This is a genomic window from Streptomyces sp. NBC_01216 (assembly GCF_035994945.1).
Lineage (GTDB): Bacteria > Actinomycetota > Actinomycetes > Streptomycetales > Streptomycetaceae > Streptomyces.
Genome location: NZ_CP108677.1, coordinates 6,349,753 through 6,362,669 on the forward strand (window position 1 = coordinate 6,349,753; position 12,917 = coordinate 6,362,669).

The window sequence follows — 12,917 nt, forward strand, 5'->3', positions numbered from 1 at the left end:
CGGGGCGCTGCGGTATGGTCGCTCGACCCATGGCTGAACGAGGAGCGTGCACGTGTTCAACCGGACCAGTCTGCAGGCCGCTGCAGCCCTTGCGTCCATATCCCTGGTGTCCGGATGCAGCCTGATTTCGGGTAGTGAATCCACCGGGGAGCAGAGAATCGTCATCGGTACGACGAGTTCTCCCACCACCCTCGATCCAGCCGCTGCCTGGGACAATTCCTGGGAGCTTTTCCGGAACGTCTTCCAGACGCTGGTGAGCTTCCCGACGGGCAGCACCGCGCCGCAGTCCGATGCGGCCGACTGCAAATTCAAGGACACATCCAGCCAGGTCTACGAATGCGTGCTCCAGGAGGGCCTGAAGTTCTCCAACGGGCACACTCTGGACGCCAAGGCGGTCGAGTACTCCATCGAGCGCATCCGCACGATCGCCCACGAGGGCGGTCCGAGCGGCCTGCTGGGCGCCCTGGACGAGATCGAGACCGTCGACGACCGCACGGTGGTCTTCAAGCTGAAGGAGCCGGACGCGACGTTCCCCTTCGTCCTCGCCACTCCGGCGATGTCGCTGGTCGACCCGGCCGAGTACCCCGCCGACAAGCTCCGTGAGGACGGGAAGCTGGTCGGCTCGGGCCCCTACCTCCTCGACGAGTACGTCGAGGGGAACAAGGCCGAGCTGACGAAGAACCCCAGCTACAAGGGATTCGCCGACCGCAAGAACGGTGGCGTGACCATTCGGTACTTCAAGGAGTCCGAGCCGATGGTCAACGCGCTGAGGAAGAAGGAGATCGACGCCACCTACCGCGGTCTGACCGCGGAGGAGGTCATCGGCTTCCAGGACGACAAGCCCGAGAACGAGGGGCTCCAGCTTGTCGAGTCGCCGGGCTCGGACATCCGCTACCTCGTCTTCAACACCAAGGACCCGGCTATCGGGAAGGCGCCGGTCCGCAAGGCCATCGCACAGCTCGTCGACCGCAACGAACTGGTGGGCAAGGTCTACCAGGGCACGGCCGAGCCGCTGTACTCCATGATCCCCAAGGGTATCGTGGGGCACACCACCGAGTTCCTCGACCGCTTCGGCGAGCCAAGCGCCGACAAGGCCCGCGCGATTCTGCGGGATGCCGGGATCACCGAGCCCGTCAAGCTGACCTTCTGGTTCACCACCGACCGGTACGGCTCCGGCACGGCTCTCGAGTTCGCCGAGCTCAAGCGACAGCTGGAGGACTCCGGACTCTTCGAGGTGACCCTGCGCGGCAAGCCGTGGAAGGAGCTCTCGGCGGGCTTCAAGACCGGTAAGTACCCGGTCTTCGGCCGCGGCTGGTCCCCCGACTTCCCGGACCCGGACAACTTCATCGCGCCCTTCGTCGGCAAGGACAACGTGCTCCAGACGCCGTACGAGAGCCCGCGGATCACCGAGGAACTGCTCCCGAAGTCCCGGCGGGAGAGCAACCGCGGCGCGGTCATGGACGACTTCGAGGCGGCCGAGGAGATCATGGCGCAGGACGTCAGGCTGCTGCCGCTGTGGCAGGGCAAGCTCTACATCGCGGCCAGCGAGGACATCGGTGGGGCCGAGCGCGCGCTCGACCCGCAGACGGTCATGCAGCTGTGGGAGCTCAGCAAGCGGGCCAGCTGGTAGGGCGTCCGCCGGAACCCTCGACGCGGATCGATGTCAGTGGCCCCCGGTAGGTTCCGTGTTCGTACGAAACGCATTCCTACCGGAGGTTGTTGACGTGACCGACACCGACATGCTGCCCGCGTCCTGGAGCGGCGTCCTCGGCGAGGAGCTGGAGAAGCCGTACTTCGGGCAGCTCACCGAGTTCGTCGAGAAGGAGCGGGCCGAAGGGCCGGTCTACCCGCCTCGCGACGAGGTGTTCGCCGCCCTCGCGGCGACTCCGTACGACAAGGTGAAGGTCCTGGTCCTCGGCCAGGACCCCTACCACGGTGAGGGGCAGGGGCACGGCCTCTGCTTCTCCGTCCGGCCGGGTGTCAAGACCCCGCCGTCCCTCCGGAACATCTACAAGGAGATGCACGCGGAACTCGGCCACCCGGTGCCGGACAACGGCTATCTGATGCCGTGGGCCGAGCAGGGCGTCCTGCTGCTGAACGCGGTCCTCACGGTCCGTGCCGGCGAGGCGAACTCGCACAAGGGCCGGGGCTGGGAGAAGTTCACGGACGCGGTGATCTCCGCCGTGGCCTCCCGGCCGGACCCCGCCGTCTTCGTGCTCTGGGGGAACTACGCCCAGAAGAAGCTCCCGCTGATCGACGAGGCACGCCACGTCGTGGTCAAGGGGGCGCACCCCTCCCCGCTGTCGGCGAAGAAGTTCTTCGGCTCCCGCCCCTTCACTCAGATCGACGAGGCGATCGCGGCGCAGGGGCACGAGCCGATCGACTGGCGCATCCCGGACCTCGGCTGACAGCGCTCCCCGCGCCGGGGCCGCCTCGGCCCCGGCGGCCCGGAACGCCTCGTCCCCGGGGCCGTGGAAGCGCCGGCTGAGCCCGCCCGGCTGACAGGCCCGGGGTCGCGCCCGAGCCTGTGCCGCATCGGCCGCGGCTGCGGCTAGCGTCGGGGCGACCGGACGGACAGCAGGTGGAGGCCCCAGTGACCGAACAGCAGCAGGTGTCGGACGACGGCGTCATGACCAGGATCGGCCAGGCGACGATGCTGCTGCACGGTGGGGACCGGGAGGAGGCCCGCAACCGCCTCGGACGCTTGTGGGAGCAGCTCGGCCCGGACGGTGACCCCCTGCACCGCTGCACGCTCGCCCACTACATGGCGGACGCCCAGGACGACCCGGACTCCGAGCTGGCCTGGGACCTCCGGGCCTTGCTGGCAGCCGAGGGCCCGGGCGGCGAACGGCGGGGAGACGACGCGGCCGTCGCGCTGCGGGCCCTCTCGCCCACCCTCCACCTGAACCTCGCCGTCGACTACCTGAAGGTGCTGCGCCCCGACGCGGCCCGGGTCCATCTGGACCGTGCCCTCGCGGCGTCGGAGTCGCTGGACGACGACGAGTACGGCTCCAGGGTCCGGGCCGCGATCGCGCGTCTGGAAGTACGGTTCCGCTCCCCGTGACGGGGGACCCAGCGCCGTCCCGGCTCAGCGCCCGTAGGTGCCGTGGCAGATCCGCGTCTGGTCGCTGTCGGGCCGCCAGCCCCCGTACCGCTCGCCGAGCTCGCAGACGTCGGCGAGCGAGCGGGGCGGCTTCCGCGGCGGTTGCGCGATGTCCGGCGTGCCCGGTCGGCCGGGCCGCCCGGGGAGCGTGTCCGGTCGGCCGGGCTCCCCTTTCGCGGCCCCGGTCCCGGGTTCCCGCCACTCCGGTGTGGCGGCCCGGGGCCTCCGCGAGGCCCGGGGCGCCGGTGCCGGCGGCGTGGACGGGGGAGGGGGCAGGGCCGCCTCGAGGGCCTCGCGGGCCGGTTCCTCGACGATCTGCCGCGCCGCCTCCCGGACGCCGTGTCCGGTCCTTCCGGACGGCTCGGGGACGGGGGGCCGCGCCTCCACCGAGACACAGCCGGAGAGGGCAGCCACGGCGACCCCGGCCAGGACCCTCACCGCGGTTCTGGTTCGTTGCACGCGCGTCACTCTGCTGCCCGCCGCTGATCTTCGCACCCCCGCCGGCCGGGAATACCCCGTACGGGTGATGGTGGCGATCCGGGTGACGCCCGCGGAAGCGGTGGGGCGAGCTCCGGCCGGGCGGCCGGGCATCCGCCGGCCCAGCCGTCGCCCGCCGCGGCAGCGCGGACCGGCGCACCCCGTGGACCCGGGCCCCGCCCCCGTATGCTGACCAGCGGGGACACCGCACCGTCGACGTCCGGCGGCACAGCACCCACGACGAGGGAGAACGCCCGTGAAGGTCGGCTGCATCGGACTCGGCGACATCGCGCGGAAGGCATACCTCCCGGTCCTCGCCGCGCTGCCCGGAGTCGAGCCGCACCTCCAGACACGGACACGTGCCACCCTGGACCGCGTCGCCGACGCCCACCGCGTTCCGCCCGCCCAACGGCACGTCGACCTCGACTCCCTGCTGGCCGCGGGAATCGACGCGGCCTTCGTCCACGCCCCGACCTCCGCGCACGCCGAGATCACCACACGGCTTCTACGGGCCGGGGTGCCGACCTACGTGGACAAGCCGCTCGCGTACGGCTACGAGGACTCGGTGCGCCTGGTGGAACTCGCCGAGGAGCGCCGCGTGGGCCTGACGGTGGGCTTCAACCGCCGCCTGGCGCCCGCCTACGCCCAGTGCGCCGACCACCCCCGCGAACTGATCCTCATGCAGAAGAACCGGATCGGGCTTCCCGAGGACCCCCGCACCCTCGTCCTGGACGACTTCATCCACGTCGTCGACACCCTGCGCTTCCTGCTCCCGGGGGTGGTCGAGCACACCGACGTGCGAGCCCGGGTCCGCGACGGGCTGATGCACCACGTCGTGCTCCAGCTCTCCGGCGACGGTTTCACCGCCATCGGCATGATGAACCGGATGAACGGTTCCACCGAGGAGATCCTCGAGGTCTCCGGACAGGACACCAAGCGTCAGGTCCTCAACCTCGCGGACGTCGTGGACCACAAGGGGCAGCCCACCGTCCGCCGACGCGGGGACTGGGTGCCCGTCGCGCGCCAGCGCGGCATCGAACAGGCGGTGCTGGCCTTCCTCGACGCCGTACGGGCCGGCGAGCGGCCCAGCGCACGGGACGCGCTGCTCACCCACGAGCTGTGCGAGCGCGTGGTCCGCGAGGCCCTGACGCAGGCTTCCTGAAGGCACCGGCGCCCTCGGCCGCGCCGAGCAGGGCCAGGACGCCCAGCGCGGCGTACAGCGCCCAGTCGCCGTAGCGGACGTACGGCGTGGAGCCCCCCGACAGGGGGAGGTCGTAGACCGCCGTCGCGCTCTCGCCCGTCCCCAGCGGAGCGCCGACGCGGGCTCCGTCCGGGCCGTAGGCGGCGCTGACGCCGGTCAGCGTCGCGTGCACGACCGGGCGGCCGGTCTCCGCCGCGCGCAACGCCGCCAGCGAGGCGTGCTGCCCGGGCGCCCAGCTGTCCTGGAACGTCGAGGTCGCCGACTGCGTCACCAGCAGACCCGCGCCGTCCCGCGCGAGCCGCCTGCTCAGATCGGGGAACGCCGACTCGAAGCACACCAGCGGGCCGACCCGCAGCGCCGGACCGCCCTCGGACGGCAGCTCCATCACGACCGCCTCGGTACCCCGGCGGCGGTCCTCGCCCGCCGCCTCGCCGACCGAGGTCACCCAGCCGAGCACCGCTCGGGCCGGGACGTACTCGCCGAAGGGAACCAGCCGCATCTTGTCGTAGCGGGCTCCGGTCGGGCCCCCTTCATCGATCAGCACGCTGCTCTTGAAGATGCCCGGCCGGTCCGATCGCCGCGCGTCGACATTGACCAGGACCGGCGCCCCCACCGCGCGGGAGAGAGCGGTCAGCCGGGCCGCCAGCTCGGGCCGGGCGGCCAGGTCCGCGCCGACGCTGCTCTCGCCCCAGACAACGAGATCGACGTCCCGCCCGACGAGTGCGAGGGTCAGCTCCTCCCCGCGCGCGAAGCGCCGGTCCGCCCCTCCGGAACCGTCGAACACCCCGGGCTGCACCACGGCCACCCGGACCGTGCCCCGCACGGGTGGGGGTCCGGCTCCCCACCAGAACAGGCCGGTGGTGAGCGCGCACACCATCAGCCCGGCCAGCGCCGTGATCCGTACGGCGGCCTCCGACACGAGGAGGGTCACGGCGGTGTTGACCGCCACCACCAGCAGGCTCACCAGCCAGACACCGCCGATCGAGGCGAGCCGCAGCGCCGGCGCCACCTGCCACTGGCTCGCGCCGAGCAGACCCCACGGTCCGCCGAGACCCTCCCAGGAACGGGCCAGTTCGATCACCAGCCAGCCTGCCGGGACCACGGCCAGTGCTGCGGCGGCCCGCGCGGCGGACGGCCCGTACCCGAGCATCACGCGTACCAGCCAGCCCCACGGCAGCCACAGCAATCCCAGCAGAGCGGCCAGCACGAAGAGGAACACGTGCAGACTCGGGAGCAGCCAGTGGTGCAGGGCCAGCACGAACCCCAGACCTCCCAGCCAGCCCTCCAGCGCCGCCCGCCGTGCGGTGGGGGCGGTCCGGAGCAGCAGCATCCACGGGACGAGCGCGACGTACGCGAACCACCACAGGGAGGGAGCGGGGAAGGCGAGCACGGGCAGCGCGCCGGCGACGACCGCCCCGGCGGAGCGGGCGGCGCCGGCCCGGCGCCGCCCGACCGTCGCCGGGCCGCGTCCGGCACCTTCCCGGCCTTCCGGGCACCCCGTCCCGCCGTCCTCCCCGGCCGACGGAGCGCGCCCGCCGAACGGAATCCGCATGCCGCGCCTCCCGGTGTCGCCTCCAGTGTGCGCGGAGTGCGCGCGGGCGGCTACGGGCGGCGCCACTTCTCGCGGACGACGACCGAGCTCAGCCGCCAGCCGGCGTCCGTGCGCCGCAGGGCGAAGGAGTACCGTCCTCCGCAGACGAAGTCCTCCCCTGACTCGAGCCTCATGGGGTTCACGTAGTCGGCCCGGACCTCCGCGCCGTCGCCCGGGTACCCGCCGAGGTCCTCGATGCGGACGCGCCGGTTGACGATGAGGTGCTGGCGGACCGGGAACAGCCGCATCGTCGCGGCGAGCCAGTCGGCCACCTCGGACGCCGGGCCCTCCACACCTCCCGATCCGCGGTAGTCGGCACGGCCGTCGCCCGTGAACAGCGCCCGGTAGGCCGCCCAGTCGGAGTCGTCCACGGCCGCCGCGTACCCGGTGACCACGTCGTCGATGGCCAGGCGGTCCATCACGGTAGCGAGATCCACGCGCTGCGTCATCGGCTCAGTGTCGGTGAGCGGAGGCGGCGGGCCAAGAGGCGTGCCGCGACGACAGGGGCGGATACCGGTCATACTTCCGGGATGCGTATCGACTTCGATCCCGGCCACAGTGACCGGAACTCCTTCTACCGGTTGCTCACGGCCACGGTGGTTCCCCGGCCGATCGCCTGGATCTCCACCACCTCGGCGGACGGCACCGACAACCTGGCCCCGCACTCCTTCTTCACGATCTCCGCGGTGGCGCCGCCGGTGGTGCAGTTCACGTCGGTGGGCCGCAAGGACTCGCTGCGGAACATCGAGGACACGGGCGCGTTCGTGGTGAACCTGGCGCCCGAGCCGCTCTTCGAGCAGATCAACGCCACCGCGACCGACTTCCCGCGCGGCGTGAGCGAGTTCGACGCCTGTGGTGTGGAGCGCGAGCCGAGCCTGCGGGTCAAACCGCCGCGGGTGGCGCGGGCGCCGGTGGCCCTCGAGTGCGAACTGCACAGCACGCTGCGGATCGGTGACTCCACGGTCGTCTTCGGCCGGGTGGTGCACGCGGCCGTCGATGAGGAGGTCATGGCCGACGGACATCCGGAGATCACCCTCATGAAGCCCCTCACGCGTCTGGGCCGGAACGAATGGGGCACCCTCGGCGGCATCCGCGAGATCGCCCGGGTCCCGTACGAGGCGTAGCGGAGGGTCGGATCCCCTGAGGCCCGGCGATACGCCGCCCGGTCTCCCGGGCGTGGTCCTCGTGGGCGCGGTCGGTCACGCGGCCTCCCACCGGTGGGGCAGGCCGCCGCGCCACTCGACGAGACGCGGGTCGTCCAGGATCGTGTCGGCGTCGTCGAGTCCGGCGCGGCGCAGGAACTCGACGAGGTCGGTGTCGTGGTGCGCGAGTCCCACGATCCGTCCCCGGACGGTGACGCGGCGCCCCCCTCCGGGGGAGGGGCGGTGCACGACGACGGGTGCTTGCCAGGCCATGGTCCCAGGGTGCGCCGGGTGGCCGCACCCCGCCCGACGTGAGGACAGGCGCCCCGCGCGCACGGGGTGTGAACGGGGCACTCCGGCCCGCCCCGCGCACACGGTCGCGGGCTGCGGGCCGCGGCGGGAGGATCGGGAGGTCCGTCCGGGCAGGCCCGGCGGAGCGGCGACTCCGGATCACCCCCCGAGTCCGGCGAGCCGCCCCGGTCCGGGGTGTCGCCCGGCGCCCTTCCGGACGGACGCCGGAGCGAAGCACGCGGCGCCACCACCCGGGCGGGGAACTGCCCCGCGCTCCGGGTCAGCCCGCCGACTCGCCCGCGTGCGGGCTCAGGGCGTCCGTGCCGACGAGGACGAACAGCAGGATGCCGAGCAGGATCCGGTAGATCACGAAGGGCATGAAGGACTTCGTGGTGATGAACTTCATGAACCAGGCGATCACGGCGTAGCCGACGGCGAACGCGACGACCGTGGCGAAGATCGTCGGTCCCCAGGAGACGTGTCCCTCGCCCGCGTCCTTGAGTTCGTAGACGCCGGAGGCGAGGACCGCGGGGATGGCGAGCAGGAACGAGTAACGGGCCGCCGATTCTCGGGTGTAGCCCATCAGCAGACCGCCGGAGATCGTCGCGCCGGAGCGGGAGACGCCGGGGATGAGCGCCATCGCCTGGCAGACGCCGTAGATCAGGCCGTCGCGGACGCCGAGGTCCTTGAGCGTCTTGCGCTCACGGACCACGCGGTGGCGGCCCCCGGCCTCGTCGCGGGCCGCCAGCCGGTCGGCGACGCCGAGGACGACGCCCATCACGATGAGGGTGGTGGCGATCAGCCGCAGATCCCGGAAGGGGCCTTCGATCTGGTCCTTGAGGGTGATGCCCAGGACACCGATCGGTATCGATCCGACGATGACCAGCCAGCCCATCTGGGCGTCGTGGTCGGCGCGCCTCGCCTTGTCGTGCAGGGAGGCGAACCAGGCGGTGAGGATCCGCGCGATGTCCTTGCGGAAGTAGATCAGGACGGCGGTCTCCGTGCCGATCTGCGTGATGGCGGTGAAGGCCGCGCCCGGGTCCTGCCAGCCGGCGAAGGCGGCGGTGAGCCGCAGGTGCGCGCTGGAGGAGATGGGTAGGAACTCCGTCAGCCCCTGGACGAGTCCGAGGATGAATGATTCGAACCAACTCATGGGGCTAGGGCCGTCCCGAATGTGCTCGTGCGGTCAGTGGAGGGTCACGCTCAAGGTCACGCCGAAGGCCGTGCCCCGTGCCGTGCGTGGGGTCACGCGGAGGCTCGGTACACGGCCGCGGTGGTGGCGCAGGAGATCCACCGCCGGTCGGAGCGCAGCGTACCGCCCCAAGATGACGCGCCCGTTCGCAGGTCGGACGCGAGGGCCCGCCGGCCCGGAGCGGGCTCCGTGAAAAGAGTGGGGCCCGGCGGGGGGACCGGGCATTCGGTCCGCCGAGTGGGGAGGGGCGGCGGGGCGGGGGCGGCCGGTCAGCTTCCGGCGGGTCCCGTCGTGGTCCAGCCCGGTGCCTTCACGTGCGGGGTGAGGCTCGCGCCGTCCGCGGTGTCGCCGCAGTGCGCGCACACCACCCGGGGGCTCAGTGTCTCCCCGCAGGCGTGTTCGAAGACCATGGGCCGCGCCTCCTGGTTCAGATGGCGGTCGCCCCAGCTCATCAGGGTGAGCAGCACGGGCTGCAGTTCCTCACCCGCCGTCGTCGCGCGGTACTCGAAGCGTCGCGGGCGCTCGCTGTAGGGGACCTTCTCCAGGATCCCGGCTTCCACGAGCCGCTTCAGGCGTGCGGTGAGGATGTCCCGGGGGGCGCCCGTGTTGCGGGCGATCCGGTCGAAGCGGCGTGCGCCGAGCGAGACCTCCCGCAGGACGAGGAGTGCGTACTTCTCGCCGACCAGAGCGAGGGCGTCGGCGATGGAACAGGGGCGGGAGGCGGCCTTCATGGGCCCAGCCTACGGGAGATCCTTTCATGGGTTTGAAATTCCAACGCTCTGGGTTAGGTTCCCGGTGAGGGTCAGTCCATTTTTCCAACTCGCGAGTCCAGGAGCTTGTCATGCGTGACGCCGTCATCGTCGAAGCCGTCAGGACGCCTATCGGCAAGGGCAAGGCGGGTGGAGCCCTCGCCGAGGTCCACCCGGTCGCCCTCCTCTCCCACACCCTCGCCGCCCTGGTCGAGCGCGCCGGCATCGATCCGGCACTCGTCGACGACGTCATCGGCGGCACCGTCGACCAGGTCGGCGAGCAGGCCATGAACACCACGCGGTACGCATGGCTCGGAGCCGGACTGCCCGATTCCGTGCCCGCCACCACCGTCGACCGGCAGTGCGGCTCGTCCCAGCAGGCCGTGCACTTCGCCGCCCAGGGGGTGCTCTCGGGCACGTACGACATCGCCGTCGCCTGCGGCGTGGAGTCGATGAGCCGCGTCCCGATGTGGTCCAACGTGCCGCCCGGCTCCGACCCCTTCGGCCCCGGTGTCGCCGAGCGGTATCCCGGAGGACTGGTCCCGCAGGGCATCAGCGCGGAACTCATCGCCGCGAAGTGGTCCCTCGGCCGCGAGGCCATGGACACCTTCGCCGCCGCCTCGCACGCCAAGGCGGCCCGCGCCTGGGAGACGGGGCTCTTCGACGCCGAAGTGGTCCCCTACGGCCGGGCCGCCCGCGACGAGTCGGTGCGGCCCATGACGACGCCGGAGGTCCTCGCCGGACTCCGGCCGGCCTTCCGGGACCCCGTCTTCGCCGAGCGGTTCCCGCAGATCGACTGGTCGGTGACGGCGGGCAACAGCAGCCCCACGAACGACGGCGCCTCGGCCGTGCTCGTCATGGCGGCGGAGACCGCGGCCCGCCTCGGGCTGCGCCCCCTGGCCCGGCTGCACGCCTTCGCGGTCACCGGCTCCGACCCCCTGCTCATGCTGACCGGCGTGATCCCCGCGACCGAGAAGGTGCTGCGCCGGGCCGGCCTCGGCATCGGGGACATCGATCTGTTCGAGATCAACGAGGCGTTCGCCAGTGTCGTCCTCGCCTGGCAGCAGGAGACCGGCGCGGACCCCGCCAGGGTCAACGTCAACGGCGGGGCCATCGCCCTGGGCCACCCCCTCGGCGCCAGCGGCACCCGCCTGACGACCACCCTCGTCCACGCCCTGCGGTCCCGGGGCGCGCGGTACGGCCTCCAGGCCATGTGCGAGGCCGGCGGACTGGCCAACGCGATGATCGTCGAGGCTCTCTGAGAGCCTGTCGGCCGAAGGCCACCCGACAGGCTCTGAGCGACCAGGGCCGGCCGGGGGCCTCCGGCGTCCCGCGCGGTCGGCGGCGGGGCGGGTGAGGGGCGGGGGCGCCGTCAGACGACGTCGCGGACGCCGCCCGCCCCGGCCAGGACCCCGGCCGGCTCAGAGCCCGTCGACACGGGCACCGGGTCCGCCGCCCGCCGCAGGCCGTGGCGCTTGCGCCAGGCGACCACCGCGGCGGCGACGCCGGACAGCACGATGAACCCCGTGGAGATCAGGAACGCGGGTGAGGAAGGCGAGCCCGCCTGGCTCCCCGCCACCACGTAGGCCGCGGTGTTCGGCACCGACCCCAGGCCGGTCGCCACGAGGAACGGCACGTACCCCATGCGGGAGACCGCCGCGCAGTAGTTGGCGGCGGCGAAGGGAACCCCCGGGAAGAGCCGGATCGCCAGCATCGAGCGGAACCCGTGCCGGCTGAGGACCCCGTCAGCCGCCTTCAGCCACCGGCCGCGCAGCAGGGGCCGCAGCGCGTCCTGCCCCAGGACCCGCCCCAGGGCGAAGGCGATACCGGCCCCCAGGACCGTGCCGGCCACCGCCGCGACCAGCCCCGCCTGACTGCCGAACAGCGCGCCCGCCGCCAGGTTCAGGATCGGCCGCGGGACGAAGGCGGCCACACACCCCCCGTACGCCAGGCCGAACAGCAACACGGCACCGGCGCCGCCCACCTGGGGCGGCCAGCCCGCGGCCAGCAGTCTCTGCGGCTCGTACAGCACCACGGTCGTCGCCGCGCCCAGCAGCAGCGCGGCGAGCGCGGACAACCGGGACCACGGGGACAGCAGGGCCCGGGACCAACGCGGGATGAGTTCGCCCGGCGGCCGGGTGACGGGGTCGAGCATCCGGGGAGAGTAACCGAAGCCCCCGTGTGATCGCCGTAACGCGCGTCATGCCCGCTCCGGATGCCTCACCGGCACCGGCCCGAGCCGGTGGTCCGCGTGTCCTCCGGGGGCGGGGCGCCGGGCCTACAGTGACGCCATGACGACCGCCGTGCCCGGCAGCGCCCTCGCCGATACCGTCCTGGACCGGCTCACGCGGCTCTATCCGCCCGCGGGCAACCCCTTCCGGGCACAGGAGATGGTCGCGTACATGAAGGGCGTGGCCCCGTTCCTCGGCATCCGCACACCCGAGCGGCGCGCCCTGTCCGGGACCGTCCTGGAGGGCACCCCGCGCCCGGACGAGAAGGACTGTGCCGCCGTCGCGCTGCGCTGCTTCGCGCTGCCCGAGCGGGAGTACCACTACTTCGCCGTCGACTACCTGCACCGCCACGTCGAGCGCTGTAGCTCCGACTTCCTGCCCGTGGCGCGGCGGCTCGTCACCACCGTCTCGTGGTGGGACACGGTCGATCACCTCGCCGCCCACGTGGTCGGCGGGCTCGTCGCCGCCGACCCCGTGCTCGCCGCCGAGATGGACTCCTGGGTCGGTGACGACGACCTGTGGGTCACGCGCACCGCGATCCTGCACCAGCTGCGGTTCAAGGACGCGACCGACGCCGACCGGCTCTTCGCCTTCTGCCTGCGGCGCTCGGCGCACCCCGACTTCTTCGTACGAAAAGCGATCGGCTGGGCGCTGCGCGAGTACGCCAAGACCGACCCCGCCGAGGTCCGCGCCTTCGTCGAGGCCCACCGGGGCCGGCTCGCCCCGCTCTCGGTGCGCGAGGCGCTCAGGAACCTCGGACAGTGATGATGCTCGTGGTGACGCCGCTGGTGGGTCTGACCGCCCCGGGCCGGCGGAGCGGCACCCCCGGGCTCCGGACCGGTACGGCCGTGGCCCCGGCCCGGCCGCCCGGGGCCGCGCCGCCCGTCGCCGCTCCGGTCGGTCCGCCCGAAGTCCCGGGCCGTGGAGGGCCCTGACGGGC

The 12,917-nt window shown here is 72.6% G+C and carries 14 protein-coding genes; 7 read left to right on the forward strand and 7 right to left on the reverse strand.

All coding sequences use genetic code 11. The annotated features are described in order from the left end of the window. Positions 1-52: 52 nt before the first annotated feature. The 3 genes from OG393_RS28570 (at position 53) to OG393_RS28580 (ending at position 3,064) form a co-directional block, all read left to right on the forward strand. The gene (locus OG393_RS28570) at positions 53-1,630 is read left to right on the forward strand and encodes an ABC transporter substrate-binding protein (RefSeq protein WP_327377558.1); all 1,578 of its coding nucleotides are present in this window, start codon (positions 53-55) and stop codon (positions 1,628-1,630) included. 94 nt (positions 1,631-1,724) lie between these two features. Then, entirely contained in the window at positions 1,725-2,408 is a 684-nt protein-coding gene (gene ung / locus OG393_RS28575; RefSeq protein WP_327377559.1) for a uracil-DNA glycosylase, read from the forward strand. A gap of 185 nt (positions 2,409-2,593) precedes the next feature. Beyond that, positions 2,594-3,064, forward strand: coding sequence for a hypothetical protein (locus OG393_RS28580; protein WP_327377560.1), 471 nt, complete (start codon positions 2,594-2,596; stop codon positions 3,062-3,064). Positions 3,065-3,088: 24 nt separating this feature from the next. Here OG393_RS28580 and OG393_RS28585 read toward each other — a convergent pair whose 3' ends face one another. Next, positions 3,089-3,562 carry a hypothetical protein gene (locus tag OG393_RS28585; RefSeq protein WP_327377561.1) on the reverse strand — a complete coding sequence of 158 codons (474 nt, stop codon included), beginning with the start codon at positions 3,560-3,562 and terminating at the stop codon, positions 3,089-3,091. Positions 3,563-3,836: 274 nt separating this feature from the next. On the opposite strand from OG393_RS28585, the gene OG393_RS28590 reads away from it, so the two are divergent. Then, positions 3,837-4,742, forward strand: a complete 906-nt coding sequence (locus tag OG393_RS28590) for a Gfo/Idh/MocA family protein (RefSeq protein ID WP_327377562.1) — start codon at positions 3,837-3,839, stop codon at positions 4,740-4,742. On the opposite strand, the gene lnt is transcribed toward OG393_RS28590, so the two are convergent. Next, entirely contained in the window at positions 4,687-6,333 is a 1,647-nt protein-coding gene (gene lnt / locus OG393_RS28595) for an apolipoprotein N-acyltransferase (RefSeq protein WP_327377563.1), read from the reverse strand. The two genes, OG393_RS28590 and lnt, sit on opposite strands and share 56 nt — an antisense overlap. 50 nt (positions 6,334-6,383) lie before the next feature. Further along, a complete protein-coding gene (locus tag OG393_RS28600; RefSeq protein WP_327377564.1) occupies positions 6,384-6,821 on the reverse strand; it encodes a nuclear transport factor 2 family protein in 438 nt (145 codons plus the stop codon). Positions 6,822-6,902: 81 nt separating this feature from the next. Here OG393_RS28600 and OG393_RS28605 point away from each other — a divergent pair, with 81 nt between their 5' ends. Continuing rightward, positions 6,903-7,496, forward strand: coding sequence for a flavin reductase family protein (locus tag OG393_RS28605; protein WP_327377565.1), 594 nt, complete (start codon positions 6,903-6,905; stop codon positions 7,494-7,496). Between the two features lie 75 nt (positions 7,497-7,571). On the opposite strand, the gene OG393_RS28610 is transcribed toward OG393_RS28605, so the two are convergent. The 3 genes from OG393_RS28610 to OG393_RS28620 form a co-directional block, all read right to left on the reverse strand. Further along, positions 7,572-7,787, reverse strand: a complete 216-nt coding sequence (locus OG393_RS28610; RefSeq protein WP_327377566.1) for a hypothetical protein — start codon at positions 7,785-7,787, stop codon at positions 7,572-7,574. A 298-nt stretch (positions 7,788-8,085) separates the two neighbouring features. Next, positions 8,086-8,958, reverse strand: coding sequence for an undecaprenyl-diphosphate phosphatase (locus OG393_RS28615; RefSeq protein WP_327377567.1), 873 nt, complete (start codon positions 8,956-8,958; stop codon positions 8,086-8,088). A 308-nt stretch (positions 8,959-9,266) separates the two neighbouring features. Further along, positions 9,267-9,728 carry a winged helix-turn-helix transcriptional regulator gene (locus OG393_RS28620; protein WP_327377568.1) on the reverse strand — a complete coding sequence of 154 codons (462 nt, stop codon included), beginning with the start codon at positions 9,726-9,728 and terminating at the stop codon, positions 9,267-9,269. A 110-nt stretch (positions 9,729-9,838) separates the two neighbouring features. On the opposite strand from OG393_RS28620, the gene OG393_RS28625 reads away from it, so the two are divergent. Beyond that, positions 9,839-11,008, forward strand: a complete 1,170-nt coding sequence (locus OG393_RS28625) for a thiolase family protein (protein ID WP_327377569.1) — start codon at positions 9,839-9,841, stop codon at positions 11,006-11,008. 110 nt (positions 11,009-11,118) lie between these two features. On the opposite strand, the gene OG393_RS28630 is transcribed toward OG393_RS28625, so the two are convergent. Next, positions 11,119-11,901, reverse strand: coding sequence for a TVP38/TMEM64 family protein (locus tag OG393_RS28630; RefSeq protein WP_327377570.1), 783 nt, complete (start codon positions 11,899-11,901; stop codon positions 11,119-11,121). A 136-nt stretch (positions 11,902-12,037) separates the two neighbouring features. On the opposite strand from OG393_RS28630, the gene OG393_RS28635 reads away from it, so the two are divergent. Next, positions 12,038-12,742: a DNA alkylation repair protein gene (locus tag OG393_RS28635; protein WP_327377571.1), complete on the forward strand. Its 705-nt coding sequence runs from the start codon at positions 12,038-12,040 to the stop codon at positions 12,740-12,742. Positions 12,743-12,917 lie beyond the last annotated feature (175 nt).

Coding starts and splice junctions, on each gene's coding strand:
- lnt (WP_327377563.1), bottom strand. CDS start 6,333: ATGCGGATTCCGTTCGGCGGGCGCGCTCCGTCGGCCGGGGAGGACGGC.
- OG393_RS28605 (WP_327377565.1), top strand. CDS start 6,903: ATGCGTATCGACTTCGATCCCGGCCACAGTGACCGGAACTCCTTCTAC.
- OG393_RS28635 (WP_327377571.1), top strand. CDS start 12,038: ATGACGACCGCCGTGCCCGGCAGCGCCCTCGCCGATACCGTCCTGGAC.
- OG393_RS28615 (WP_327377567.1), bottom strand. CDS start 8,958: ATGAGTTGGTTCGAATCATTCATCCTCGGACTCGTCCAGGGGCTGACG.
- OG393_RS28620 (WP_327377568.1), bottom strand. CDS start 9,728: ATGAAGGCCGCCTCCCGCCCCTGTTCCATCGCCGACGCCCTCGCTCTG.
- OG393_RS28600 (WP_327377564.1), bottom strand. CDS start 6,821: ATGACGCAGCGCGTGGATCTCGCTACCGTGATGGACCGCCTGGCCATC.
- OG393_RS28630 (WP_327377570.1), bottom strand. CDS start 11,901: ATGCTCGACCCCGTCACCCGGCCGCCGGGCGAACTCATCCCGCGTTGG.
- OG393_RS28610 (WP_327377566.1), bottom strand. CDS start 7,787: ATGGCCTGGCAAGCACCCGTCGTCGTGCACCGCCCCTCCCCCGGAGGG.
- OG393_RS28625 (WP_327377569.1), top strand. CDS start 9,839: ATGCGTGACGCCGTCATCGTCGAAGCCGTCAGGACGCCTATCGGCAAG.